Genomic DNA, 26,598 nt, shown 5'->3' with positions numbered 1-26,598 from the left:
GGTGCGCTGCCTCGGCCTTCGCTGGGGGCGGTCTCCGAAGGGGCCTCGACCGGCAGGGGGCCTGGGGCTGGCCTCGGGTCTCGGGGTCTGGCTGGGCCCGCCCTTGGATCCACGATTCTTCGATTCTGCGTTCAGGGGCCAAGGTTCTGCGTTCGTGCGTCCTATCGGTGGATCTGCAACCGCAGGAGCGCTCCTGTGGTTGAAAATCCACCGATGGCGGGCTGAGCGGCGGAAGGATTCTTCCTTCGCGTGGAACGGTCCACACCAAGGAAGAATCGTTCGTCACCCCCACGCAAAGTGCACCCACGATTCTTCATCCACGCGTGCGAGGCCGAACGCTTCTGCGTTCACGACGGGATCCCGTAGCAAACGCAGCATCGTTGGCCTTCACCCCTGCGGCAGCGCAGCAGCACGACGAGACCCCCTGCGGCAGCGCACCACCGAGCACACCGCTCCCGCGGCAGCGCACCAGCAGGTCCGAGGCGTCCGACGACAGCGCACCATCACGACGAGACCACCCCACGACCACGCACACGAGGCACACGCCGCAGGCCAGTGTCCGCCGGTGCGTCTAGAGTCGACGACGTGGATCGACTGCTGCTGATCGACGGTCACTCCGTCGCCTACCGTGCCTTCTTCGCCCTGCCCGTCGAGAACTTCTCCACGACCACCGGACAGCACACCAACGCGGTGTTCGGCTTCACCTCGATGCTCATCAACGTGCTGCGCGACGAGCGTCCGACGCACGTCGGCGTGGCGTTCGACGTGTCGCGGCAGACGTTCCGCGTGCAGGAGTACGCGGAGTACAAGGGCAACCGCAGCAAGAGCCCCGACGAGTTCAAGGGCCAGGTCGGCCTGATCAAGGACGTCGTCGCCGCGCTCGGCATCACCGCGTTCGAGAAGGACGGCTTCGAGGCCGACGACGTGATCGGCACGCTCACCACGCAGGCGCAGGAAGCCGGTATGGAGGTGCTGATCTGCACCGGCGACCGCGACGCGCTCCAGCTGGTCACCGACACCACCACCGTGCTCTACCCCCGCAAGGGAGTCTCCGACCTCGCGCGGATGACACCGGCCGCGGTCGAGGAGAAGTACGGGGTCACGCCCGAGCACTACCCCGAGATCGCCGCGCTCGTCGGCGAGACGAGCGACAACCTGCCCGGAGTCCCCGGGGTCGGGCCGAAGACGGCGGCCAAGTGGATCAACCAGTACGGCTCGCTCGAGGCCCTCGTCGCCGACGTCGACGCCGTGAAGGGCAAGGCGGGGGAGTCGTTGCGGGCCCACCTCGACGACGTGCTCCGCAACCGGCGCATCAACGCGCTCGTGCGCGACCTCGACCTCCCGGCCAAGCCCACCGACCTCGCGTTCAGCACCGAGTGGAACCGCGACGCCATCCACGAGGTGTTCGACGCCCTCGAGTTCGCGGCGCTGCGCACCCGCCTGTTCGAGTACCTGGGCGGTGGTGACGAGTCGAGCAGCGACGAGGCGGCCGTCGAGGTGGTCGTCGACCGTCCCGCCGCCGGAGCGCTGGCCGCGTGGCTCGACGAGCACACCGATCGCGAGCCGGTCGGCGTGGAGGTCACGGGCGTGCTGCGACCCGTCGGCGCACGCGTCGACATGCTCACCGTCGCCACGGCCGCTGGCCGTGCCGTGAGTCTCGCGCCGGAGTCGCTCGACCCGGCCGACGAGAAGGTGCTCGCCTCGTGGCTGGCCGACGCGGACCGCCCGAAGGTCATGCACGACGCGAAGGGTCAGCGGCACGCCCTGGCGGCGCAGGGCTGGTCGCTGGGCGGGTTGGCGGCCGACACCGCGCTCGCCGCCTACCTGGTGCGTCCGGACCAGCGCTCCTACGACCTCGCCGACCTCGCGCTGCGCGCGCTGAAGCGCGACCTGAGCCCCGCCGACGACTCCGGCCAGCTGGCCTTCGACGACGACACCGCGGGCGTCGAGGGCGCCGCCCAGCGGGCTCGCGCCGCGCTCGACCTGTGGGACGTGCTCGCGGAGGAGCTGGAGCAGCAGGAGGCGCTCACGCTGCTGCGCGACGTCGAGCTCCCGCTGGTGCACGTGCTCGCCGCCGCCGAGACCGCCGGCATCGCCGTCGACTCCGAGCACCTCGACGCGTTGCACGAGGAGTTCACCGGTCGCATGACGGCAGCGGCGGAGGAGGCCTACGAGGCGATCGGCCGCGAGGTGAACCTCGGGTCGCCCAAGCAGCTGCAGGAGGTGCTCTTCGACCAGCTGGACATGCCGAAGACCAAGCGCACGAAGACCGGCTACACGACCGACGCCGAGGCGTTGCAGCAGCTGTTCGTCAAGACCGGCCACCCGTTCCTGGAGCACCTGCTCGCGCACCGCGACGTGACGCGTCTGCGGCAGACCGTCGAGGGCCTGCAGAAGACGGTGCAGCCCGACGGCCGGATCCACACGACCTACTACCAGACCATCGCGGCGACCGGCCGGCTCAGCTCGGCCGACCCGAACCTGCAGAACATCCCCATCCGCACCGAGTCGGGACGCCGGATCCGTGAGGCGTTCGTCGTCGGCGAGGGGTACGAGACCCTGCTGACCGCGGACTACAGCCAGATCGAGATGCGCATCATGGCCGACCTGTCCGAGGACGCCGACCTCATCGAGGCGTTCCGCTCCGGTCACGACTTCCACACCGTGATGGCGGCGAAGGTCTTCGAGCGCGAGCCCACCGACATCGACGGGGGACTGCGGGCCCGGATCAAGGCCATGAACTACGGACTGGCGTACGGGTTGTCGGCGTACGGTCTCAGCCAGCAGCTGCAGATCTCCACGGGTGAGGCGCAGGGCCTCATGGACGACTACTTCGAGACCTTCGGCGGCGTGCGCACCTACCTGCACGGCGTGGTCGAGGAGGCCCGCCAGACCGGGTTCACCGCGACGATCCTCGGCCGCCGCCGCTACCTGCCGGACCTGCTCAGCGACAACCGCCAGCGACGCGAGATGGCCGAGCGGATGGCGCTGAACGCCCCGATCCAGGGCTCCGCCGCCGACATCATCAAGGTGGCGATGCTGGGCGTCGACGCAGCCCTGCGCGACCAGGGACTGACGTCGCGGCTGCTCCTGCAGGTCCACGACGAGCTCGTCCTCGAGGTCGCCGAGGGCGAGCGCGACGTCCTCGAGACCCTCGTGCGCGAGCAGATGGCCTCCGCAGCCCAGCTCTCCGTCCCCCTCGACGTCTCCGTCGGCACCGGCCGCACCTGGCACGAGGCCGCCCACTGAGCCGGAGCCGCCGACGTCGCTGAGCCGCGGCGCGGATTCCTGCCGGGGTGAGGCTGCGCTGGTGCGGGTTCTCGGTCGGGTGGGGCTGCGCCGGCGCGGCTTCGACTCGTTCTGCGCTCCGAAAGGGCCTCGACCGGGCAGTTGGGACCGGCGGTGGCTCGGGTTCTCGGGCTGTGGCTGGCGTTGGACGCAAGATTCTGCGTTTGCGCGTCCTGAGCGGTGGATCTGCCACCTCAGCGCCCTCGCCGGTGGATCTGCCACCTTCTGAGCGCTCTACAGGTGGCAGATCCACCGCTGAGAGGGTCAGACGTGGCAACGGTGCTTCCTTCTCGTGGACCGTGCCACGAGAAGGGAGAAGCGCTGCCCACCCCACCCCCAAGTGCACCCAAGCTTCTTCGTTCGCGCGTAGAAGGTCGAACGCTTCTGCCTTGGTGGCGGGATCCCGTAGCAGACGCAGCATCCTTGGTCTTCCGCACACGAACGCAGCATCGTGCGTCCACCCCGAGCGCGACCCGCGGCCCGGGACCTCAGGCCAGCGCCCTCCCCAGCCGCCCGGTCGAGGCCCTTTCGGAGACCACCGCCAGCACCAGCCCGAGGCAGCGCAGCAGCAAGCCCAGACCCCCTACGCCCGCGCACCAGCAAGCCCAGACCCCCGCAGCCACCGCACCAGCAAGCCCACGAAGGGCCGACCCGAGGACCGACCCTCAGCGTGGCGCGGTGGTGCGGCCCGGGACGAACCAGACGACCAGGGCGAGGGCGGCGGAGACGGTGGCGACGGTGGTGACGAGGCCGGTGAGGTGGACGTCGAAGCCGTAGGCGACGGCGACGACGAGGGCGGCGGCGATCCACACCAGGACGACGACGCCGTGGGCGTGGCGGGCGAGCGCGTCGAAGACGAGCAGGTGGACGACGGCGAGACAGGACCCGGCGAGGGCGAACAGCCAGAGCCGCCCGGCGATCTCCTCGTACTGCGCGCCGCCGACGAGCACGAGGGCGAGGCGGGGGAGCAGGGCCGTGGCGGCGACGGCGACCGCACCGAGGCCGGCGACCGCGAGCACCGCCTGCGCGCGGGCGCGGCGGGTCTCGTCGCGGGCGAGGTCGGGGAAGAGCACGACGCTGACGAACTGGGGCGCGAACAACGCGGCCTTCGACAGGATGAGTCCTGCCGCGTACAGGCCCGCCTCGTGCGCCTCGAACCGGTTGCGGGCCACGAGCGCGTCGAGGCTGCTCAGCACGAAGTAGGCGAGCAGGGCGTGCGAGCCGAGCACCGTCTCGCGGACGAGCGGGCGACGGCTCACCCCCTGCGCCGGCCGCAGGTGTCCGCGCAGCAGGGGCATCCCGACGAGCACGGGAGCCCACGCGCCGACGGCGATCCCGACCATCGCCGACGTCGCCGACGGGACGACGAGCACCGCGATCGTGCCGCACAGCAGCCGCCCGAAGCCGTTGGCGAGGTAGATGCCGGTGAGGGTGCGCCAGCGCTCCGACCCCTGCGCGATGCCCGCCTGCGCGCCCATGACGGTCAGGGGGACGAGGGTCGCGCCCGCGAGCACGACGGGCCAGGCGGAGTCGAGTCGCAGCAGCGGCACCAGCGCCACCGACGCCAGGGCGACGACGGCACCCACGGCGAGCGCGGCGGCGGCCGTCACCCGCAGCACCACGCCGATCACGTCGGCGCTGTCCTGCGGCGCCACGGCGATCCGTCGCGCGGTGACCGCCTGGATGCCGAGCGAGACGACGTTGCCCATGAGCAGCACGCCGAGCAGGGCCACGAGAGCACCGAGCTCCGCCGGCACCATGGTCCGCGCGGCCGCCACGGTGAACCCGTAGATGGCGACGTTCATGCCGACCATGCCGAGCGCGACCGTCGAGCCGCTCGAGAGGCGGTGGCTGGTGCTCGTCACCGGGTCACCCTAGCCAGCCCCTGGTCCCGTCGCCCGACGGAAGCATCGGCGCGGGGCACCCTCGACCTCTAGGGTGAGGCTCGAACGAGGAGGACCATGAGCCGGTGGCGCGACGCGATCGTCCTGCAGTGGAGCGCCCTGCTGGCGGTGCTGGTCGGCCTGCCCTGGTTCCGTCCCGGCTACGTCCTCTCCTACGACATGGTCTGGGTGCCGCACCTCGCGCTCGACCGCGACGACCTGTGGGGCCTCGGCAGTGCGCTGCCGCGCGCCGTCCCGTCCGACGCGGTGGTGGCGCTGCTCGGTGCCGCGATCGACCCGCAGGTGGTGCAACGGCTCGTGCTGCTCGGTGCGCTCGTGCTGGCCGGTGTCGGTGGCGCGCGACTCGTCCCGACGCTCGGGACGACCGGTCGGCTCGCCGCAGCGACCTTGGCCGTCTGGAACCCGTACGTCCTGGAGCGCCTCGCGATCGGGCAGTGGCCGATGCTGCTCGGCTACGCGGGGCTGCTCTGGCTCGTCGGCGAGCTGCGACGCGACGACCCCCGCCCGCGCGTGGTGGTGCTCGCGCTGGCCGGCGCCGCCCTCACGCCGGCCGGGGGAGTGATGGGCCTGGTCGCGGGTGTGCTCGCCGGACGTCGGTTCGGCTACCTGCGGGTCGTCGTGCTGGCGGTGGTCCTCAACGCGCCGTGGGTGGTCACGTCGGTGCTGCGCGGTCCGGTCGACGCCGACCCGCTCGGCGTCACCGCGTTCGCCCTGCGGGCCGAGGGGGCACTCGGGCACGTCGGCACGGCGCTGTCGCTCGGCGGCATCTGGAACGGCGACGTCGTGCCCGACGGCCGCGGGACGGGCCTCTCGCTCGTGCTCACCGTGGTGCTCTGGGCGGTCGCCCTCGGGGGGTTGGTCGTCCTCGCGCGGACCGACCGCCCGACGCTCGTCACGCTCGCGCCGGTCGCGGTGGTCGGCCTCGTGGTCGCCCTCCTCGGCTGGGCCGCGCCGGAGCTCGTCGAGGACCTGGTGCGACGCGCGGGCACCGTGGCCCTGCTCCGCGACGGCTCGCGGTACCTCGCCCTCGTCGCTCCGCTGGTCGTGGCGGCGTTCGCGGTCGGTGTCGACGCGCTCGTGCGGGTCCACGCCCGACGTCGCCTCGCCGCGGTCCCGGCCGTCGCGGGGGTCCTGCTGCCGCTCGCGCTGCTGCCCGCCCTCGCGAACGGGATCGGCGGTCGGCTGGAGCCCGTCCGCTACCCGGCGTCCTGGGAGACGGCGCGCGAGCTCGTCGCCCGGTCGCAGGTGCGGGGCGACCTGCTGGTGCTCCCGTTCACCGCCTACCGCGCACCGGCGTGGAACGACGGACGTCCCGTCCTCGACCCGGCCGGCCGCTACTTCGACCGCACCACCCTGACCGACGACCGGCTCGTCGTCGGCGGGCGGACGGTGGCAGGGGAGGACCGCAAGGCGGCGCAGGTCCGTCAGGCGCTGCGCTCGCGCGACGTCCCGCGTGCGCTCGCGCGCCTGGGCGTCGGGCTCGTGGTGCTCGACACCACCGCGCCCGACGCCGACCGGGCGGCGCGGCAGGTACGGGGTCTGCAGCGGGTCGGCGGCACCGACCTGCGCGTCCTGGCGGTCCGGGACGCGCGCGTGCGCCAGGTCGACGACACCGACCGACTCGCGACCACGGCCGCCTGGGGCGTGTGGGGCGTCGCGGTCGTCGTGGCGCTCGCCGCCACGGCCGGCGCGGCCGTCGGTGCGGTGCGCGTGCGCCGCCCCCGACCACGTGCCTGAGCCTGTGGTCCGACGCGACGAGACCTGTGCCACGTGTCCGGCCCCGCGTGGTCTCGCTGCCTGGTATCCTGACGTGGTCTCGAGGGAGGACAAAACGTGGGAACTTCAATCGTGGGCGGCGTCGTCGCCTTCTTCGTCGGATGCGGACTCGCCGCGGCTACCGCCGTCGGCGTGGTGCAGTCGCAGCAGAGCGCGGGCACCGAGCCCGTCCAGACCAGCACGGTCAGCTACGGCAACTGACGCATCCAGCACAGCAACGACGAGGGGCCCGGTCTTCTGACCGGGCCCCTCGTCGTTGCTGTGCGTGCTGCGTGGTGTCTCGTGAGCCGGGTGGTGCTGACCGTCGGGCTCAGTCGTCCAGCGCCGCGGCGAACGCGGCCTGCGAGGCGCCCCACGTGAACGTGGCCGCCTTCGTGCGAGCGCCCTCGCCGAGGAACGTGCGCCACTCGTGGTCGGTCACCAGGTCGCACGTCGCCCGCACCAGCTCGTCGCGGTCCTCGACCAGCAGGCCGGAGTCCTTGTGGTCGATCGACTCGGTCGTGCCGCCCGCCGACGCGTAGGCGACCGTGGGCGTGCCGTGCGCACCCGCCTCGCCGACGACGATGCCCCAGCCTTCCTTCAGCGAGGGCAGCAGCATGATCCAGGCCTGCGCGAGCAGCGCGTGCTTGGTGGTGTCGTCGACGTGGCCGTGGAAGACGACGGCGTCGGACACGCCCGCCTCACGTGCGTAGTCGTGCAGCTGCTCGTCCCACCAGCCCGACCCGACGACGTCGAGCACGGCGCCCGGGTGGGTGCGTCGCACGGCCACGAGGGCGTCGATCGCGTGCTCGACCTGCTTGTGCGGGACCAGGCGGCCGAGCACCACGAGGCGCGGGACGTCGGAGCGCTCGACGTCGACGCGCGGCGCCGGGTCGTTGCCGTTGTGGACGATGCGGATGCGGTCGCGGTCGACGCCGAGCTCGACCAGCTCGGCCTTGCTGGCGGCGGAGACCGTCACGTAGCGGCTACGGCGGTAGAGGCGGGGCGCGAGGCGGCTCTCGATCCACCACCCGACGCGACCGACCAAGCCCGGGTAGACGACGGGCCACTGCTCACGGTGCACGTGGTGCACCAGCACGACGACGCGCGCGCGGGTGGCCCAGCGGGTGAAGAACGGCAGACCGTTCTGCACGTCGACGACGAGGTCGACGCGCCCGTAGCGGCGGGTCAGCAGCCGCAGGAAGGTCAGGACGTAGATGTCGAGCTTGCTGCCGCGCCGGACGAAGCGGACGCCGTCGACGACCTCGTCGTCAGGCGCGCCGTCGTGGCGGGCGCAGGCGATCGTGACCTGGTGGCCGCGCTCGACGAGGCCGCGAGCCATCGTCTCGACGTAGTGCTCGGAGCCGCCGCCCTCGGGGTTGCGCGTGTCGCGCCAGTTGCAGAAAAGAATGTGCACGTGTGCCCCGGCGTGGTTAGCCGGTCCCTCCTCGTGCCGGCCGCGGCCGACGCTCCCTCGACGCCAGGGCGTCGTCCGTGTCCCTCAACACGGTGATTGCAGTCTACGTCAGGAATGGACCTCCGTGGGGGGTATCGTGCCCTGGTGCCTGCGCCGTTCCGTCCCACGCTGCGCCGCTCCTGGCGGCTCTTCCGGGCGTTCCAGGTGGAGCAGACCGACCCCGACCGCTTCTACGGTGCGCTCGCGGCCGACTCCGTCGCGCACGTGCAGCACTTCGCCGACCTCGACGGCGCGTGGGTGCTCGACGTCGGCGGCGGACCGGGCTACTTCGCGCGCGCCTTCCGCGGGGCGGGCGCCCGGTACACCCCGCTCGACGCCGACCTCGGCGAGCTGTCCGGGCTGGGGTCGCCCGAGCCGGGCACCGTCCTCGGCAGCGGCATGCAGCTCCCGTTCGCCGACGGCAGCTTCGACGTCACGTACTCCTCGAACGTCCTCGAGCACGTCCCCGACCCGTGGCTCATGGCCGACGAGATGGTCCGCGTGACCCGTCCCGGTGGGCTGGTCTTCTGCTCCTACACCCTCTGGTGGGGACCGTGGGGCGGTCACGAGACGGCTCCCTGGCACTACCTCGGCGGCCACCGCGCCGCCCGACGCTACGCCCGGCGTGAGGGGCACCCCCCGAAGAACGTGTTCGGCACGTCGTTGTTCGCGGTCACGGCCGCGGCCGGACTGCGCTGGGCACGGTCGCGACCCGACGTGGAGGTGCTCGCGCTCGTGCCGCGCTACCTGCCGCGCTGGGCGTGGTGGGTGCTGCGCGTGCCCGTCGTGCGTGAGGTGGTGACGTGGAACCTCGCGATCGTGCTGCGCAGACGCTGAGGGGGGACGGTCGCCGACGCACGCGCCTGGTCGCGTGGTCCGCGGTGCTCGTGGCGCTCGCGTTCGCCCAGGCCCCCGGTCGGGTCGTCACCGACACCAAGCTCGACCTCACGGTCGACCCGTGGGGGTTCCTGGGCCGGGCGCTGACGCTCTGGGACCCGTCGGGCGCGTTCGGCCAGGTGCAGAACCAGGCGTACGGGTACCTGTTCCCGATGGGCCCGTTCTTCGGGCTGGGTGACCTCGCGCAGCTGCCCCCGTGGGTCGTGCAGCGTGCGTGGTGGGCCGTGGTGCTCGTGGTGGCGTTCGTCGGGGTGGTGAAGCTGGCCGAGGCCCTCGGCATCGGCTCGGACGCCTCGCGCATCGTCGCGGCGCTCGCCTTCGCACTGTCGCCGCGCATGCTGTCGGTGCTGGGGCCGTCGTCCATCGAGGTGTGGCCGTCGGCGGTGGCCCCCTGGGTGATCCTCCCGCTCGTCCTCGGCGCTCGCCGTGGCGACCCGCGCCGGTACGCGGCGCTCAGCGCCCTCGCCGTGGGCGCGGTCGGCGGCGTCAACGCGGTCGCCACCTTCGCGGTCGTGCCGCTCGCGGGCTGGTTCCTGCTCGTCGGGACGAGCGGGCCGCGACGTCGGGCGCTGCTGCTGTGGTGGCCGCCGCTCGTGCTGGCCGTGACCTGCTGGTGGATCCTGCCGCTCCTGCTGCTGGGCCGCTACAGCCCGCCCTTCCTCGACTACATCGAGTCCGCCCCGACCACGACGTTCGCGGCGACCGTTCTCGACGCGCTGCGCGGCACGACCAACTGGGTGCCGTACGTCGACCTCTGGTCCGATGCCGGACGCCTCCTGGTCACCGACCGGCTGCTCGTCCTCAACGGCGTGCTCGTGCTGGCGCTCGGTCTCGTCGGACTCGCGCGGCGCGACGTGCCGCACCGTCGCTACCTGGTCACCGGGCTGGTGCTGGGGCTCGTCGCGGTCACCGCCGGCCACGTCGGCGCGACGCGGGGCCTCGGGGCGACCGACGTCCAGGCGCTGCTCGACGGCGTGCTGTCGCCCGTGCGCAACACCCACAAGTTCGACGTGCTCGTGCGCCTGCCGCTCGTGCTGGGACTCGCGCACCTGCTGGGCGTGCTCCTGGCGCGAGGGTCGGGTGCCGTGCGACGCACGAACGCCGTCGGCGTGGCCGTGCTGGCCTGCGCGGCGCTCGCCGGAGCGACGGCACCGGCGTGGACGGGTCACGTCGCTCCGCGCGGCAGCTACGTCGACGTCCCGCAGTACTGGACGCAGACCGCCGACTGGCTCGCCGACAACGCACCCGGCCGGGCCCTGCTGCTGCCGGCGACGACGTTCGGCGAGTACGCGTGGGGTCGCACGAACGACGAGCCGCTGCAGCCGCTCGCGCGGTCGCCGTGGGCGGTCCGCAACGTCATCCCGCTCACGCCGGGCGGCACCATCGAGTGGATGGACGCGGTCTCGGCGGCGCTCGAGTCCGGACGCGGCGACGCCGGTCTCGCGGCGACCCTGCGACGCGCCGGCGTGCGCACGTTCGTCGTCCGGTTCGACGTCTCCCGCTCCGGCGACGTGCTGTCGCCGGAGACCGTGCGGTCGACGCTGCTCAGCACTCCTGGCGTGCGACGCGCGGCGGGCTTCGGCCCGGTGATCGGCGGCGGGCCCCGGCTCGACGGCGCCGACGGACCAGGACCCTTCGTCGACGCCGGGCTGCAGGCCCCGCGGCAGGCCGTCGAGGTCTTCGTCCTCGACGGCGTCGACCCACCACGCACCGCCACGTCGACGTCGCGCACGGGTGTGCTGGTCGGCGACGCGCGGTCGCTGCTGCGTCTGGAGCAGCGCGGTGCAGCGCCCCCGACGACGGTGATGGCGCAGGACGTGACGGGCGACGAGCTCGACGACGCGCCGGTCGTGCTGACCGACGGCAACCGGCGCCGCGAGGCCGACTTCGCGGCCGTCCGCGACAACCGGTCTGCCTCGCTGACCCGGCAGGAGCCGTGGCGCGCCGACCGGCCCGTCCACCGGTACTCCCAGGACGCCGTCGAGCCGTGGTCGACCGTGCCGGTGCTGCGCGGTGCCAAGGCGCTCACGGCGTCGTCGTCGCGGTCCGACGCCGGTGCCTCGCCGTGGACCGACCCGTCGGCGAGCCCGTGGGCCGCGTTCGATCGCGACCCGACGACGGCGTGGACCGCGGATCCCGGCCGGTTCGACCGGACGGCCTGGCTCGACCTCGACCTCGGCCGCGAGGTCGACCTCGGCATCGTGCCGATCACCGCGGCCGGCCGCGACGGCGAGGAGCGCCGGGTGCGGGTGACGACGCAGGACGGGCCACGCGACGTCGTGCTCCGCGACGGTCGTGCCGTCCTCGTGGAGGTCGGCCGGGTCTCGCGGCTGCGGATCAGCGGAGCCACGAGCGCCGAGCGCCCCCTCGCCCTGCAGGAGGTCGGCATCCCGGACGCGGTGGGCCTGGCGCGACCGCTGCGTCTCCCGCTGCTGCCCCGAGGGTGGGCGGCGCCGGCCACGGTGCTCCTGCAGGCCGACGTGGGCGCTGCCGACGGTTGCTCCGTCGTCGAGGGCGTGCAGAACTGCTCGGACCGGCACGTCCGCGAGGTCGAGGACGCCGGCGCGCTCGACCGGCTCGTCCCGCTGCGCACCGCGGCGCGCTACCGCCCGTCGATGACCGTCACCGGACGTGGCGGCCAGGCGCTCGACGCCCTCGTGCAGCGCGGCCGGCTCGCCACCGTGGAGGTCTCCTCGCAGCAGGGCACGTCGGGGCGGGGCGGGGCACTCGCGCTCGCCGACGGCGACCGCTCGACCGGATGGGTCGCCGCGGCCGACGATCCCGACCCCACCGTGACCCTGCGCTGGGCGCGCCCGGTCCGCCTCGACCGCGTCCGTCTGCAGACGTCCGTCGACCTGGCCGCCACGCCCGTCCGGTCGGTGCGGACGGTGCTCGCCGACGGCACCACCCGCACCGTGCAGGTCCGTGACGGGGTGCTGCGGCTGCCGCGCGTGCGCACGACGTCGGTCGAGCTGCACCTGTCGCCGCAGGCGCCCCGTACCGACCTGGACTTCACGGGCACGGCGCGCGCCCTCCCGGTGGGCCTCACCGAGCTCTCGACGCCCGGCGTCGCCGGACTTCCGGTACGCCTCGACACGGTCGACGTCACGGTGCGGTGCGCCGACGGGCCCACGGTCGTCGTCGACGGCACGGTGCGACGCACCCGTCTGGCCGTCGACGCCCGCACGCTGCTGTCGGGCCAGGCGGTCCCGGTCGAGCTCTGCTCAGACGACGACGTCGCGCTCACGTCGGGCGAGCACCGGGTGGTGGCGGCGGGCACGACGGCACTGCGCCCGGCCGACCTGCTGCTGCAGCGTCAGGTCGCGACGCCCGACTCGGCGACGGTGGTGCTCGCCGAGCGGTCGAACACCAACGCCGGCTGGGAGGCCACCGGACCCGATGGGGCGGCGCTGCGGCCCACGGTCGTCGACGGCTGGCGGCAGGCCTGGCTCGTGCCGGCGGGCGCCGCGGCGCAGGTGAGCACGAGGTTCGCGCCGCAGTCGCTCTACACGACCGGCCTCGGCGTCGGTGTGCTCGCGTTCCTGGCCGTGGTCCTGCTCGCAGCGCTCCCGTCACGCCCGGGTCCGCCCGCGCGCCGCCGTGTCGAGGGCGCGTCCGGCGAGACCGTCGTCCTGGGCGGCTGGGTGCTGGCGGCGGCCTGGCTGGCCGGAGCGCCGGGCGTGCTGACCGCCCTCCTGGCCGTCGGAGCCGCGTGGGCGGCCCGGCGACGTGTCCCGCCCGCTGCCCTCGTGGGGCTGCTCGTCGCCGTGGCCGGCGGGATCGCGGTGCTGCGCCCGTGGGGACAGTTCAGCACGTGGTCGGGCGACCTCGCGCTGCCTCAGCTGGCGGCGCTCGCCGCCGTGTCGGTCGTGGTGGCCGCCGGCGCGCGCCGGCCGAGGTTCTTGAGGCGGAGGAACGGGCGCTCGACCAGTCGGTAGAGCAGCTCCGAGACGGGCAGCGACACGGCGAGGACCAGCACGATGACGAGCGGGAACGACGCGTTGAAGAGCGTGAGGTCGAGCCGGTCGAACAGCACCCACAGCACGATCACGTGGCAGCAGAAGAGGCTGTAGGACACGTGGCCGAGGTGCCGCAGCCACGGGTGCGCCATCCAGCGGGCGTAAGGGGAGTCGGCGTCGCCGAACACGCTCGGGAGCACCACGAGCGCGGCGACGACCGCGTACGCCACGGCGCGCACGAGCGACTCCGACGACGTGCGCGCGAAGAGTCCGGCCGCGCCGCCGAGCGGGGTCGACGCGACGACGAGCACCGCCCCTGCCAGGAGCCAGCAGGCACCCGGGGCGGACGCCACCGACTCGAGGCGGTGCGCGACGCGCGACGGGCGCCCGGGCAGCGGATGGCGGCGGTCGACGTCGACGACGGCGAACGCGATGCCGACCGCGAACCAGCCCAGGAAGGCCGGGAGCGCCTGCGTCGTCCAGGGACCTAGTGGCACGAGCGGGCCGCCGATCGAGGCCGCCGACGTCCAGACGAGCGACAGCACGGCGAGGACGGAGAGCAGCGTGAGCACCCGCCTGACGCGCAGACCGTGGGTGCGTCGACCCAGCAGCACGACGAGGATCAGGGGCAGCGCGGCGTAGAACGCGACCTCGGTCGCGAGGCTCCACATCTGCGAGAGGCCCTCGGGCAGCGCCGGCTCGCGGTAGAGGTCCACGAGCGCGAGGTTCTGCACCCAGCGGTCCAGGCCGAGCTCGCGGTTCTGCCGCACGATCAGCAGCGCCAGCACGACGGTGACCCAGTAGACGGGCAGGACGCGCAGCGCGCGCTTCCAGGCGTACCGCGCCACCGAGTCGTGCTGCTCGCGGGTGCGCGCCGCGGTGAGCCAGGGATGCGCGAGCAGGAAGCCGGACAGCACGAAGAAGACGGCGACACCGACCTCGAGGCGCTGCATCGCGGCTCCGAGCAGACCCTCGTCGTAGAACCCGGCCCAGAACGCGCAGTGGGTGAGCACGACCGCGAGGGAGGCCACCGCGCGCAGCGTGTCGAGGCCCGGGTACACGGGTGCGACGGCGCGTCCGCCCGACGTCCGGTCGGCGGGTGCCGCGGGGGAGGTGGGGGAGCCGGGAACCGTCGCCGTCATCGCAGGGCCTCCAGCGTGCCCGCCGCGACGCGGTCGACGCAGACCGTCAGGCCGGGTGTCGTCACGTCGACCTCGAGCGTCGAGTAGGCGCCGTCGCCGTTGACGAGGTAGGTGTGCGGGCCGCTGAGGACCTGCATGCGCACGGGCTCGCGACCGTCGAAGCGCAGCACGGCCTCGCCGTCGACCGACGCGGCGTAGTTGATCGTGGTCCACGGGAAGTCGGGCATCTGCGCCCGGTCGAGCGCGATGCGCCCCGGCTCACCTGGTACGACCTTCGTCCCGCAGCCGGCCACGGGTCCGGGAGCGCTCTCGGCGCCGCGCACGAGCGGCTGGCGCGCCGTGCCGTCGGTATCGAGCACCGCGAGGTCGTTGCCCTGCCTGCGTGCGTCCACGAGATCACCGTACGGCGCGAGCACGTGCGACGGCAGGTTCCGCGGGTAGTGCAGCCCGAGCTGCACGAGCTCCGGGACCTCGAGGTCGGCGACGGGGCGCGGGTCGGCGAGCAGCGACGCGCGCGCGTTCTCGACGTAGCGACGCGCGGGGAAGTCCTCGTGCCACGGTCGCGCGTAGTCGGCCGCGTTCACCAGCGACGCGACGAGCACGACGGAGAGCGCGGCTCCCTGCGCTGCGCGCGGCACCGAGGGCAGACGGGGCAGCAGCGGACGCTCGCGCACGGTCGGTGCGTCGGGCACGCGCACCGGCAGGACAGCAGCGGCCAGCGCCAACGGCAGCACCGCGGCGAGGTCGGGCAGGTAGCGCGTGAACTGGCCGGCGACGGCCCCGACCTGCAGCCCACGGCCGAGGGCGATCGCGACGTAGGTGCCCGCCACCTGCACGAGCACCACGACGACCGCACGCCACGTGGTGCTCGGGTGCCGACGCCACGCGACGGCGACGACCACCAGGACCGCGACGGCAGCCACCACGCGCACCGCGAGCAGGGGGTCGGGGACCGACAGCGGGTCCGCGGCGACGTCCCAGCGCCAGGGTCCGCCGACCAGCCCGGGCAGCACGGATGACAGGAGGAGCCGGTCGGCGACGTCGAGCCACGGCGTGGCACCGGTGACCTGCACCGGCGGGGGCGTGGTGGCCCGGTAGAGCACGAGGTAGGCGACGCCGAGCGCGGCGAGCGGCGCGACCACGGGGCCGTGCCGGCGTACGACCCGGCCGAGCGTGCTCCGTCCGGTCCCGGAGCAGAACAGGACGACGAACGCGCCCACCGGCAGGGCCATGAGCAGCGCGCGGGGTCCGCTCGCCGCGCCGAGGAGGTAGGCCAGCACCACGAGCGCAGCCCAGCGCGGACGTCGGTCACGGGTCCAGAGCACGAACCCCGTGACCACGAGGAAGAACGCCACCTGAGCGGGGAGCGCGTTCAGCGCGACGGCCCACCAGGAGCTCGCGTCGGCGGCGAGGGGGAGGAAGCAGAAGAGCGCGAACGGCACGAGGACGAACGGGCGCGGACCGAAGACCGTGCGCAGCATGAGCCAGCACGCGGCCGTCGCGGCGGCCGACAGCACCAGCACCGACGTCGCGGCAGCCCACCACGCGTACGGTCCGGCGGCGGCGACCAAGGCGGCGACGACGCGCCCGAGCGGCATCAGCTGGCTGTCGTTCGGCTCCAGGAGCACCGTGTGCAGCGGCCGCGCTGCGTCCTCCAGGAGCAGCAGGTCGTCGGAGTAGAACCAGCCCGGGACGACGATCCAGGCACGCCAGGCGAGCTGGGCCAGGAAGAGCACGAGAGCGGCGCCGGAGACGAGCTCCCGGGTGCCGACGCCCTCGTCGCGCAGGGTCCCGAGCAGCCGGCGCGTGACAGGTTCGACCACGACTCATCCTCACACACGTCGGGTGCGGCTCCGATGACCCTACGGACTGGTAACGTGCGCCTGATCACAACAGCGGAGGGAGCCCGACTGTGGGTAAGAAGCTGGGACTGGTGGCGCTCGTGCTGGGCGCCTTCCTGGTTCTTCTGGCAGGACTGAGCAAGTTCTACATGTACGACCGTCTGGCCGTGGTGCCCGACAACAACGAGACCACGAGCATCTCGCAGACGGCGCCGGGAGAGGACGCTGAGTACCTCAACGTCGGCGCCGAGGGCGGACCCGCGGTCGAGACCGGACCCCTGAAGTCCACGCGCATCGTGCAGGGCAAGGTCGACCTGAGCGAGAAGGCCTCCGACGAGCTCGGCCGCGACGTGGCCGTGTGGGACACCTACACGTGCACCGACACGCCCGACTTCGACTGCGCCAGCGGGCAGACGCCGCTCAGCAGCACGAAGGACCGCGTCGCGTTCGACGCCCACACCGGCGAGACCGTCTCGTGGAGCGGCTCGACCACGGAGACCGGTGGCGAGGAGTCCGAGGGCGCCTTCAAGGGCCTGTACTTCAAGTTCCCGTTCGGGACCGAGAAGAAGACGTACGACTTCTGGGACGGCACCCTGAAGAAGGCCACCCCGGCCGTCTACAAGGGCGAGACCACGATCAAGGGTCTCGACGTCTACGAGTTCGAGCAGGTCATCGAGCCGACGAAGACCGGCACGATCGACGTGCCCGGCTCGCTCGTCGGCGAGGACGCCTCGCAGGTCACGGCCGACCGGATCTACGCGAACACGCGCAGCTTCCTGGTCGAGCCCGTCACCGGCGTCATCATCAAGGGCGGGGAGGCACAGGACTCCTACCTGGAGGTCGACGGCGAGCGCAAGCTCACCACCACGAAGGCGACGCTCGGCTACACCGACGCCTACATCCAGGACACCGTCGATGAGTACAAGGGCAAGGCGACGCTGCTGAAGGCCGTGGACACCACGTTCCCGATCGTCGGCGGCATCGTCGGACTCGTCCTGCTGGTCCTCGGCGTCGCGGGCCTGGCCCGTGGTCGCAAGGCCGCAGGTCGCCAGGACGGCGGCACGCACACCGCCTGAGCCGCAGGCACCTTCGTCCGGCGCGTCACCCATGGGTGGCGCGCCGGACGTGCGTCCGCAGGTCGCTACGGTGGGGCCATGGGTGCCGCCGACGACCTCTGCCGCTTCGTGGATGCCTCGCCGTCCCCGTTCCACGCCGTCGCCACCGCGGCCGCCGCGCTGGAGTCGGCGGGGTGGTCGAGGGTCGACGAGCGCGCCGCATGGCCCGGGCCGGGTGGTCGCGGCTACGTCGTGCGCGGCGGGTCGCTCGTGGCGTGGGACGACACCGCCTCGTCCGCCGCCTCCGACCCGTTCAGGATCGTCGGTGCGCACACCGACAGCCCGACGCTGCGCCTGAAGCAGCACCACGACCGACGCTTCGAGGGCACCGACGTGCTCGCGCTCGAGCCCTACGGCGGCCCCCTGCTCACGACCTGGCTCGACCGCGACCTCGGCGTCGCCGGCCGCGTGGTGCTGCGCGACGGCGAGGAGCGGCACGTGCACGTCGACGAGCCGGTGCTGCGGGTGCCGAACCTGGCGATCCACCTCGATCGCGACGCCGCCGGCGCGCCCGACCGTCAGCGTCACCTCGACGCCATCTGGGCGCAGCGCGGCACCCCGTTCCTCGCGTGGCTGGGGGAGCGGGAGGGCTTCGGCGCCGACGACGTGCTCGGCTTCGAGCTCATGACGGCCGACGTCGTGCCCAGCGCGCGCGTGGGCGTCGACGGCTGGCTGGTCGCGGCACCCCGCTTGGACAACCAGGCCACCTGCTTCGCCGGGCTGCAGGCGCTGCTCGACTCCGCGGCCGGCGGCAGGGCGCCGGTGGACGGCCAGCGGTCGGTGCTCGTGCTGTTCGACCACGAGGAGGTGGGCAGCTCCTCCGAGCGCGGCGCCGCCTCGGACCTGCTGCTCACGGTGCTCGAGCGCATCGTCCTGGCCGCCGGTGGCGACCGCGACGACCTGCACCGCGCGGTCGCGGGCTCGGTCTGCGCGTCCGGCGACATGGCGCACGCGACGCACCCCAACCACGCCGAGCGTCACGAGCCGCTGCACCACGTGCGCCTCGGCGCCGGACCGGTCCTCAAGGTCAACCAGAACCTGCGCTACGCCACCGACGCCGTCGGCGCCGCGGTGTTCGCACGGGCCTGCGAGCACGCCGGGGTGCCGCTGCAGCGCTACGTCCACCGGGCCGACCTGCCGTGCGGCTCGACGATCGGGCCGATCAGCGCCGCCCGCACCGGCATCACCACCGTCGACTTCGGTGCCCCGCAGCTGGCCATGCACTCCGCGCGGGAGACGATGGCGGCCGCCGACGTCGAGCACTACGTGCGTGCGCTGACCGCGTTCTTCGCCCTGCCCGCCTGAACGTCGTCCGGCCGTCCCTCACGACGCCCCCGGTGGTCCGGGAACGACGGGGATCGCGTACCCTGAGAGGTGCGCTGGTGACCTGTGCGTTCCTCGGACCGAGCAGGAGCGCTCCTCGCACGCCCTCACGGGGCGTCCGAGGCACGTCCGCCGGCCGCTATCCCTACATCATCCATCCATCGGAGTCCATCTACCTATGAGCATCGCACCCTCTGCGGCACCGCAGGTTGCGGTCAACGACATCGGCACCGAGGAAGACTTCCTCGCGGCCATCGACTCGACCATCAAGTACTTCAACGACGGCGACATCGTCGACGGCACCATCGTCAAGGTGGACCGCGACGAGGTCCTCCTCGACATCGGCTACAAGACCGAGGGCGTCATCCCCTCGCGCGAGCTGAGCATCAAGCACGACGTCGACCCGCACGAGGTCGTCGCCGTCGGTGACAGCGTCGAGGCCCTCGTCCTCCAGAAGGAGGACAAGGAAGGCCGTCTGATCCTGTCCAAGAAGCGCGCCCAGTACGAGCGCGCCTGGGGCGACATCGAGAAGATCAAGGCCGAGGACGGCGTCGTCGAGGGCACCGTCATCGAGGTCGTCAAGGGCGGCCTCATCATGGACATCGGACTCCGTGGCTTCCTGCCCGCGTCGCTGGTCGAGATGCGCCGCGTGCGCGACCTCGACCCGTACATCGGCCAGAAGCTCGAGGCGAAGATCATCGAGCTCGACAAGAACCGCAACAACGTGGTCCTGTCGCGCCGTGCGTGGCTCGAGCAGACCCAGTCGGCCGTGCGCCAGAAGTTCCTCGACGAGCTCAAGAAGGGGCAGGTCCGCAAGGGCGTCATCTCCTCGATCGTCAACTTCGGTGCGTTCGTCGACCTCGGCGGCGTCGACGGTCTCGTCCACGTCTCCGAGCTGTCCTGGAAGCACATCGACCACCCGAACGAGGTCGTCCAGGTCGGCGACGAGGTCACGGTCGAGGTGCTCGACGTCGACCTCGAGCGCGAGCGCGTGTCGCTGTCGCTCAAGGCGACGCAGGAGGATCCGTGGCAGCACTTCGCCCGGACCCACCAGATCGGCCAGATCGTGCCCGGCAAGGCCACCAAGCTCGTCCCGTTCGGTGCGTTCGTGCGCGTCGAGGAGGGCATCGAGGGCCTCGTGCACATCTCCGAGCTGGCCGAGCGTCACGTCGAGATCCCCGAGCAGGTCGTCCAGATCGGCGACTCGGTCATGGTCAAGATCATCGACATCGACCTCGAGCGTCGTCGCATCTCGCTGTCGCTCAAGCAGGCCAACGAGACGCAGGCCGCTGCGGCCGACGACTTCGACCCGACGCTCTACGGCATGACGTCCTCCTACGACGAGCAGGGCAACTACATCTACCCCGACGGCTTCGACCCGGAGACCGGCGAGTGGCAGGAGGGCTTCGAGGAGGCCCGCGCTGCCTGGGAGAAGCAGTACGCCGAGGCTCACGAGCGCTGGGAGGCGCACAAGAAGCAGATCGAGGAGGCCGAGAAGGCCAACATCGAGGCCGGCGAGGTCAGCAACTACTCCGCCGGTGGCGACGTCGAGACGGGCGAGGGTTCGCTCGCGTCCGACGAGGCCCTGCAGGCCCTGCGCGAGAAGCTGACGGGCGGCGAGTGATCCTCACCCGCTGAACGACCGCACGACGAGACCCCCGGCCGATGGTCGGGGGTCTCGTCTTGTCGGGGCGAGGGCCGGGGTCACCGGACGGGCAGGTCGTGGTCGTCGGCCCGCGACGGCTCGAACGGGTCGCGCGGACGGCTGCGCGGCCCGGGACGGCTGCCGTAGCCGTCGAGGGAGACGCAGATCGCGAGGACGATGACGAGGGCGGACAGGGCCAGGAGGATGAGCAACAGGAACATGGCAGAAAGTCTCGTCTCCGTCTGATCCTGCCACCAGTGGCAGAAAAGCCAGTCATCCTCGATAAACCGCCACACCTGTGGCAGGCTGGGTCCATGAAGAAGGTCGCGGTCGTCGTGCAGGACGGGGTCGAGGCGTTCGGCCTCGGAGCCATCTGCGAGGTCTGGAACGAGCCCTACCACCCCGAGGACGACAACCCGGTCTTCGACTTCACGATCTGCACGCCCGAGCCGGGGCGGGTCCGTGGCTCGAGCGTCGACCTGCACGTGGAGGCTTCGCTCGACGCGACCGCTGACGCCGACCTCGTGTGCGTCGCGCCGAAGCGCGGCTACCGCCACCACCACCCGGCCGCCGTCGAGGCCGTCCGCGCGGCGGGGGAGCGCGGTGCCTACGTCTCGGCGCACTGCACCGGCGCGTGGCTGCTGGGCGAGGCGGGCCTGCTCGACGGGCGGGAGTGCACGACGCACTGGCGCTACGGCACCGAGCTGCAGGAGGCCTTCCCGACGGCGGTCGTGCGCCCGGAGGTGCTGTACGTCCTCGACGGCAACGTGCTGACCGGGGCCGGCTCTGCCGCCGGCATCGACGCCTCGCTGCACCTCGTGCGGCGGGTGTTCGGGGCGCGCACGGCCGCGACCACCGCACGGCGCATCGTCATGCCGCCGCACCGCACGGGCGGGCAGGCGCAGTTCGTGCGCACCCCGGTCGGCCAGGTCGAGGCCGAGACGTTGTCGCCGGTGCTCGAGTGGGCGCTCGAGCACGTCGACGAGCCGCTGCCCGTCGACCGGCTCGCCGCGGTCGCGCACATGTCGCCACGCACCTTCGCCCGGCGCTTCCGCGACGAGACCGGCACCACCCCGCTGCAGTGGCTCACCAGCCAGCGCATCGCGCTGGCCGAGCAGCTGCTCGAGGGCTCGACGCTCTCGGTGGAGCAGGTGGCGTCCCGTGTCGGCTTCGGCAACGCCGCCACGCTGCGCCACCACTTCACCCAGGCGCTCGGCACCACGCCCCAGGAGTTCCGCCGCACCTTCGCCTGCGCCGACGCGGGCTGACCGGACCATCGCCTGTCGCTGATTCCCATCACTTGATGGGAATCAGCAGCTCGCCATGGTTCTCCCGCGCTCACCTGCGGATGCTTCCCGAGGTGAGCGGGGGAGGACCGTGGTGAGCGGGCCGGTCGCGTCCGCCCGTCGAGATGCGCCTGAGCGCATCGCGCCTGGTGGCACTCACCATGGTTCTTCCTCACTCACCGGCGGGATCAACCGCAGGTGAGTGAGGATTCCCCTCAGGTGATGGGAATCCTGGGACGGGTGCGACGGACGGGGTCGGGGAGCTCAGAGCTCGGTCCGGCGCACCTTGCCGGTGGCGGTGCGGGGGAGGGCGTCGAGGCGCAGGTACTCCTTGGGCCGCTTCGGCGGCGCGAGGCGCTCGAGGGCGCGCGCCCGCAGGGTCTCCTCGTCCGCGTCGCCGACGTAGGCCGCCACCACCCGCTGGCCCCACCGCTCGTCCGGCCGGCCGAACACGGCCACCTCGAGCACGCCGGGCAGGTCCTCCAGCGCCGCCTCGACCTCGGCGGGGTAGACGTTGACGCCACCGCTGATGACGAGGTCGCTGCGACGGGCGTCGAGGTAGACCCAGCCGTCCTCCACGCGGCCCAGGTCGCCGACCGTGAACGCCGGGCCGTCCGGGGTGTCGCGCCAGGCCTGCGCGGTCTTCTCCTCGTCGCGCCAGTAGGTGAAGCGTCCCCAGCGCGGCACGACGCACCACAGCTGGTCCTCGTCGTCGACCGTCACCACCCGGCCGGGCCGGGCTCGGCCGACGCTGCCGGGACGCTCGTGCCACGCGTCACCGCGACAGGCCGTCCACTGTCCCTCCGTCGACCCGTAGAACTCCCACACGGTCCGCTCGCCGAACTGCGCGTGCGCGCGGCGTCGGACGGGCTCGGGGCACGGTGCGCCGGCGTGCGCCACGAGCCGGAACGACGAGAGGTCGGGCTCGTCGCCCGTCTCGTCGAGGTGCTGCTGCAGGCGCTGTAGGTGCGCCGGCACGCAGAACATGGTCGTGGGACGGACCTGCGCGACGGCGTCGACGAAGGCGGTCGCGTCGAAGTGCGGCAGCACCGCGATGCTCCCGCCGGCCAACAGGGTGCCCGTGGCGAAGCGCAGGGGAGCGGAGTGGTAGATCGGCGAGACGACGAGGTCGACGTCGTCGGCCCGGAAGCCCCAGAGCTCGCGCTCCTCGACCACGAGGTCGCGGGCGTCGTCCGGCTCGAGCAGGCCCGACCACACACCCTTCGGCCGACCGGTCGTGCCCGACGTGAAGTGCATCGGCCGGCACAGAGGGTCGGGCGCGAGGTCGGCAGCGGGTCCGTCCAGCAGCGCCCGCAGGGCGGCCGAGTCGTCCACGACCAGGGCGGCGTCGAGGTCGCCGAGGACCCGCTCGCGCTCCCAGGCGGTCAGGCGCGGGTCCAGCGGCACCGGCACGACGCCCGACCGTGCCGCGCCGAGCACGACGCTCGCGTAGGCCGGCTCCCCGGGGCACAGCAGCACGAGCCGGTCGCCCGTGCCGAGGCCCCGCGCCCGCAGCGCGCCGGCCACGCGACGCTGGTCCTGCTCGCTGCGTCCCGCCGTCAGGACCTCCAGCCCCTGCGGGCCGTCCCCTGCGCGCGCATCCACCCGCCCAGTATGCTGCAGGGGTTGGTCGGTCCTGTTCCCCACCACCTGAAGGTGATCGTCTGTGGCATCCTCGCGCCACAAGCACGCCGTGCCGCGGCGTGCCGGACGCGGGTCGAGCGGACCGCGGACGCCGGGCGGGGCCCGACGCAGCAGCCGTCACGCGGCGCCGTCCTGGCAGCGTCGCGCCGTCACCGTCGTCCTCCCTGCCGTGAGCGTGGTGGCCGTGCTCGGCGCCGCTGTCGCCGTGGTGCAGGCCCAGGGCCCCGACGCTCCGACGACGGTGCCTCGCGCAGCCGCCGCACCTGTGCAGGACGACGTCATCGCCGAGGCCTTCGAGGAGGCGCCGGAGGTGAACCGCAGCGCCGAGCGTCCCGAGCTGCCCGTCGAGGGCACCGTGCAGGTGGTCGTCAAGGGCCAGCAGGTCGCGCTCGACGACGGCGTCGCCGTGCACGCCGACGCCGACTCCGCGTCGCCGGTGCTCAAGCGGCTCGAGCGCGGGCAGAAGATCGACGTCACGGGCCGGACCCGCGACGGCTGGACCGAGGTGGTCCTCGCCGACCTGCCCCGCTGGGTGCCGTCGCGGCAGGTCGCCGACGACCTCCCGCTCGGGACGCAACCCTGCAACAAGATGTCGGAGGCCGGTCTGCAGCCCGACACCGTCAAGGTGTTCCGCGCCGTGTGCGAACGCTTCCCCCAGGTCGGCGAGTACGGCGGCATCGCCGGACGTGGCGAGCACGCGACCGGGCAGGCGCTCGACATCATGGTGCGCGGCCCGCTCGGCGACGAGATCGCCGCCTTCCTGCAGGAGCACCGCAGCGAGCTCGGCATCGAGTACCTGATCTGGGAGCAGCGCATCTGGCGGCCCGCCACCTCCGCGAGCTGGCGGCCCATGAGCGACCGCGGTGGCGACACCGCCAACCACGTCGACCACGTGCACGTGACCACCTACGGCAGCGCGGCGACGGGCTGACATGACCCTGCACGTCGGCCTCACGGGCGGCATCGGCTCCGGCAAAAGCACCGTCAGCGCACGGCTCGCCGAGCTCGGCGCGGTCGTCGTCGACTACGACCTCCTCGCGCGCGAGGCCGTCGAGCCCGGCACCCCCGGGCTCGCAGCGATCCGCGAACGGTTCGGCGACACCGTGGTCGCCGCCGACGGGTCGCTCGACCGCCCGGCCCTCGGTGCCGTCGTCTTCGCCGACGAGGCCGCCCGACGCGACCTCGAGGCCATCACCCACCCCGCGATCCGCGACCTCGCCGCCGCCCGGGTCGCCGCGGCGCCCGATGACGCCGTCGTCGTGCACGACCACCCGCTGCTCGTGGAGATGGGCATGGCCGCCGCGTGCGACGTCGTCGTGGTGGTCGACCTGCCCCCCGAGCTGCAGGTGCGGCGGCTCGTCGAGCAGCGCGGCATGGCCGAGGACGACGCCCGCGCCCGCCTGGCCGCCCAGACGAGCCGTGAGCGGCGGCTCGAGGCGGCCGACGAGGTGCTCGACAACCAGGGCAGCCGCGAGGACCTCCTCGCGGCGGTCGACGCCCTCTGGGCGCGCCTCACGTCCGACCGCTGAGCAGCGCGTCGGCGCTGGACAGGACGAGGCTCTGAGCACGACGAAGCCGCCCTGTCGGGGGTGGCAGGGCGGCTTCGGGCTGGCGGTCAGAGGGGGTGTCAGGCCGCCAGGTCGGGGTCGGCGATCTTGCGCAGCGTGACGAGCGCCTGGCGCTCGAGCTGGCGCACGCGCTCGGCGGAGATGCCGTGGCGCTTGCCGATGTCGGCGAGCTTCTGCTGACGACCGTCGAGCAGGCCGTAGCGGGCCCGCACGATGTCGGCCTCGCGGGCTCCCAGGTGGTCGATCAGCGAGCTGATCAGGTGCTTGGTCTCGTCGTCCAGGACCGCCAGGTCGGGGCCAGGCTGGGTCTCGCGGGCGATGAGGTCACCGAGCGAGGTGTCGCCGTCCTCGTCGACCGGGGTGTCCAGGCTGACGTGGTCGCGACCCCAGGACAGCAGGTCGATGACGCGGTCGACGTCCATGCCGAGCTCGTCGGCGATCTCCTGCGGCTCGGGGTCGTAGCCGAGCGTGCGCTCGAGCGTCCGGCGTGCCGCCGTGACCTGGTTCAGCTCCTCCACCACGTGCACGGGCAGCCGCACGACGCGCGCCTGCTGCGCGATGCCGCGGGTGATCGCCTGACGCACCCACCAGGTGGCGTAGGTGGAGAACTTGAAGCCCTTCGCGTAGTCGAACTTCTCGACGGCGCGGATCAGGCCGGTGTTGCCCTCCTGCACCAGGTCGAGCATCGGCATCGCGGAGCGGCCGTACTTGCGCGCGATCGAGACGACCAGGCGCAGGTTGGCGTTGATGAACTCCTGCTGGGCGCGCTCGCCCTCGGCCGCGATGAACTCGAGCTCCTCGCGGGTGGCCCGCTTGGGTGCGCCGCCCTTCGCGCGGCCGATGCGTCCTTCGTCGAGCAGGTGCTGGGCGTAGAGGCCCGCCTCGATGCTGCGGCTGAGCTCGACCTCGCGGGCGGCGTCCAGCAGCGGCGTCCGGGCGATCTCGGCCAGGTACATGCCGACGCTGTCCTTGCCCTCGGCGCTCTCGTGCCTCGTTGACGTCATGTGAATACGCCTCCCATCGTGTCTGTACCAGTGCAACGCACCGGACACACCGGGGATTCCACTCTCAGCCTCTTCTTGGCAGGTGTTCGCCGGGGTCTCAGGCCCATCTCCGGACCGCCCGCAGGAGGGTCACGGAAGGGTCCGGCGCGCCGCGGACGGGTGCGCACGGTCTCACACCGCGAGCCTGTTCCCCTCAAGTGGGACGAGGGACTAGGTTGTTCCCGTTCTTCATCCTTTTCTCAGCAACGGAAGGTTCCCCATGGCAGCCGACTTCAAGGCGCTCTCCAAGTTCGACCAGGGTGCCCTGGTCGCGGGAGCTGTCGCGATCCTGTTCTCGTTCTTCGACGCCTTCGTCACGGCCTCGGTCAAGGGCAGCGGCGACTTCGCCGTCAACACCTCGGCCGGCCGCAACGCCTGGTACAGCTTCGCGACCCTGGGCATCCTGCTCGTCATCGTCGCGGTCGCCGTCGTCGCGGTGAAGGCCTTCGCCGCGCAGAACCTCCCCGACGGCGTCCCGTGGCGCCTGGTGGCGCTCGCGACGGCCGCGCTCGGCACGATCCTGCTCGTCCTGCGTCCGCTCACCGAGGGCGGCGACGTCCCGTCCGGCATGGGCGTCGACGTGAGCGTCGGCCCGGGCTGGTCCGGCTACATCGTCTGGATCGCCGCGATCGCGCTGACCGTCTTCACGGCACTGTCGTTCAAGGACTCCGGCGAGAAGCTGCCCGAGGTCAACAAGAAGTCCGACCCGCCCGCCGCCTCCTGAGCGCAGCG

19 protein-coding genes are annotated in these 26,598 nt (G+C 72.8%); 12 read left to right on the top strand and 7 right to left on the bottom strand.

Annotation, left to right across the window (positions count from 1 at the left end):
• Positions 1-585 precede the first annotated feature (585 nt).
• The gene (gene polA / locus Aeryth_RS10265) at positions 586-3,249 is read left to right on the top strand and encodes a DNA polymerase I (protein ID WP_067858131.1); all 2,664 of its coding nucleotides are present in this window, start codon (positions 586-588) and stop codon (positions 3,247-3,249) included.
• Positions 3,250-3,953: 704 nt separating this feature from the next.
• Here the strand turns inward: polA and Aeryth_RS10260 are convergent.
• Positions 3,954-5,153, bottom strand: coding sequence for a hypothetical protein (locus tag Aeryth_RS10260; protein WP_067858128.1), 1,200 nt, complete (start codon positions 5,151-5,153; stop codon positions 3,954-3,956).
• 96 nt (positions 5,154-5,249) lie between these two features.
• Here Aeryth_RS10260 and Aeryth_RS10255 point away from each other — a divergent pair, with 96 nt between their 5' ends.
• Both Aeryth_RS10255 and Aeryth_RS17960 read left to right on the top strand, forming a co-directional pair.
• A complete protein-coding gene (locus tag Aeryth_RS10255; RefSeq protein ID WP_067858125.1) occupies positions 5,250-6,929 on the top strand; it encodes an MmpA family trehalose lipid delivery protein in 1,680 nt (559 codons plus the stop codon).
• Between the two features lie 96 nt (positions 6,930-7,025).
• On the top strand, positions 7,026-7,169 hold the full coding sequence (locus Aeryth_RS17960) for a hypothetical protein (RefSeq protein ID WP_158509204.1): 144 nt from the start codon (positions 7,026-7,028) through the stop codon (positions 7,167-7,169).
• Positions 7,170-7,278: 109 nt separating this feature from the next.
• Here Aeryth_RS17960 and Aeryth_RS10250 read toward each other — a convergent pair whose 3' ends face one another.
• Entirely contained in the window at positions 7,279-8,364 is a 1,086-nt protein-coding gene (locus tag Aeryth_RS10250) for a glycosyltransferase family 4 protein (protein WP_236749713.1), read from the bottom strand.
• A gap of 144 nt (positions 8,365-8,508) precedes the next feature.
• Between Aeryth_RS10250 and Aeryth_RS10245 the strand changes: the two genes are divergently transcribed.
• Together Aeryth_RS10245 and Aeryth_RS10240 are read left to right on the top strand one after the other, a co-directional pair.
• Positions 8,509-9,240, top strand: coding sequence for a class I SAM-dependent methyltransferase (locus Aeryth_RS10245; RefSeq protein ID WP_236749712.1), 732 nt, complete (start codon positions 8,509-8,511; stop codon positions 9,238-9,240).
• Complete coding sequence (locus tag Aeryth_RS10240; RefSeq protein WP_083516388.1) at positions 9,207-13,238, top strand: alpha-(1->3)-arabinofuranosyltransferase domain-containing protein; 4,032 nt, start codon at positions 9,207-9,209, stop codon at positions 13,236-13,238. The genes Aeryth_RS10245 and Aeryth_RS10240 overlap by 34 nt, the downstream gene beginning before the upstream one ends.
• Here the strand turns inward: Aeryth_RS10240 and Aeryth_RS10235 are convergent.
• On the bottom strand, positions 13,139-14,401 hold the full coding sequence (locus tag Aeryth_RS10235) for an acyltransferase family protein (RefSeq protein WP_067858116.1): 1,263 nt from the start codon (positions 14,399-14,401) through the stop codon (positions 13,139-13,141). The genes Aeryth_RS10240 and Aeryth_RS10235 overlap by 100 nt on opposite strands.
• Positions 14,398-16,224 carry a hypothetical protein gene (locus Aeryth_RS10230; protein ID WP_067858113.1) on the bottom strand — a complete coding sequence of 609 codons (1,827 nt, stop codon included), beginning with the start codon at positions 16,222-16,224 and terminating at the stop codon, positions 14,398-14,400. The genes Aeryth_RS10235 and Aeryth_RS10230 overlap by 4 nt, the downstream gene beginning before the upstream one ends.
• An 89-nt stretch (positions 16,225-16,313) precedes the next feature.
• Here Aeryth_RS10230 and pgfA point away from each other — a divergent pair, with 89 nt between their 5' ends.
• From pgfA to rpsA, 3 genes are all read left to right on the top strand, one after another.
• A complete protein-coding gene (gene pgfA, locus Aeryth_RS10225) occupies positions 16,314-17,318 on the top strand; it encodes a cell envelope lipid trafficking protein PgfA (RefSeq protein WP_083516387.1) in 1,005 nt (334 codons plus the stop codon).
• 78 nt (positions 17,319-17,396) lie between these two features.
• Positions 17,397-18,662, top strand: coding sequence for a M18 family aminopeptidase (locus tag Aeryth_RS10220; protein WP_067858107.1), 1,266 nt, complete (start codon positions 17,397-17,399; stop codon positions 18,660-18,662).
• A gap of 196 nt (positions 18,663-18,858) precedes the next feature.
• A complete protein-coding gene (gene rpsA, locus Aeryth_RS10215; RefSeq protein WP_067858104.1) occupies positions 18,859-20,304 on the top strand; it encodes a 30S ribosomal protein S1 in 1,446 nt (481 codons plus the stop codon).
• Between the two features lie 80 nt (positions 20,305-20,384).
• Here the strand turns inward: rpsA and Aeryth_RS17955 are convergent, their stop codons facing one another.
• Entirely contained in the window at positions 20,385-20,546 is a 162-nt protein-coding gene (locus tag Aeryth_RS17955; RefSeq protein WP_158509203.1) for a hypothetical protein, read from the bottom strand.
• A 93-nt stretch (positions 20,547-20,639) separates the two neighbouring features.
• On the opposite strand from Aeryth_RS17955, the gene Aeryth_RS10210 reads away from it, so the two are divergent.
• Positions 20,640-21,593, top strand: coding sequence for a GlxA family transcriptional regulator (locus tag Aeryth_RS10210; RefSeq protein ID WP_067858101.1), 954 nt, complete (start codon positions 20,640-20,642; stop codon positions 21,591-21,593).
• A gap of 282 nt (positions 21,594-21,875) precedes the next feature.
• Here the strand turns inward: Aeryth_RS10210 and Aeryth_RS10205 are convergent, their stop codons facing one another.
• Positions 21,876-23,216, bottom strand: coding sequence for a class I adenylate-forming enzyme family protein (locus tag Aeryth_RS10205; RefSeq protein WP_236749711.1), 1,341 nt, complete (start codon positions 23,214-23,216; stop codon positions 21,876-21,878).
• A gap of 61 nt (positions 23,217-23,277) precedes the next feature.
• Here Aeryth_RS10205 and Aeryth_RS10200 point away from each other — a divergent pair, with 61 nt between their 5' ends.
• Complete coding sequence (locus tag Aeryth_RS10200) at positions 23,278-24,186, top strand: VldE C-terminal domain-containing protein (RefSeq protein ID WP_067858098.1); 909 nt, start codon at positions 23,278-23,280, stop codon at positions 24,184-24,186.
• A 1-nt stretch (position 24,187) separates the two neighbouring features.
• Entirely contained in the window at positions 24,188-24,784 is a 597-nt protein-coding gene (coaE, locus tag Aeryth_RS10195) for a dephospho-CoA kinase (protein ID WP_067858094.1), read from the top strand.
• A gap of 98 nt (positions 24,785-24,882) precedes the next feature.
• Here coaE and Aeryth_RS10190 read toward each other — a convergent pair whose 3' ends face one another.
• A complete protein-coding gene (locus tag Aeryth_RS10190) occupies positions 24,883-25,827 on the bottom strand; it encodes a sigma-70 family RNA polymerase sigma factor (protein ID WP_067858091.1) in 945 nt (314 codons plus the stop codon).
• A gap of 259 nt (positions 25,828-26,086) precedes the next feature.
• Here Aeryth_RS10190 and Aeryth_RS10185 point away from each other — a divergent pair, with 259 nt between their 5' ends.
• Positions 26,087-26,590, top strand: a complete 504-nt coding sequence (locus Aeryth_RS10185; protein ID WP_067858089.1) for a hypothetical protein — start codon at positions 26,087-26,089, stop codon at positions 26,588-26,590.
• Positions 26,591-26,598 lie beyond the last annotated feature (8 nt).

It is taken from the genome of Aeromicrobium erythreum (assembly GCF_001509405.1).
Lineage (GTDB): Bacteria > Actinomycetota > Actinomycetes > Propionibacteriales > Nocardioidaceae > Aeromicrobium > Aeromicrobium erythreum.
Note: the sequence above shows the minus strand (reverse complement) of the source record. Positions and strands in the feature narration are given on the sequence as shown.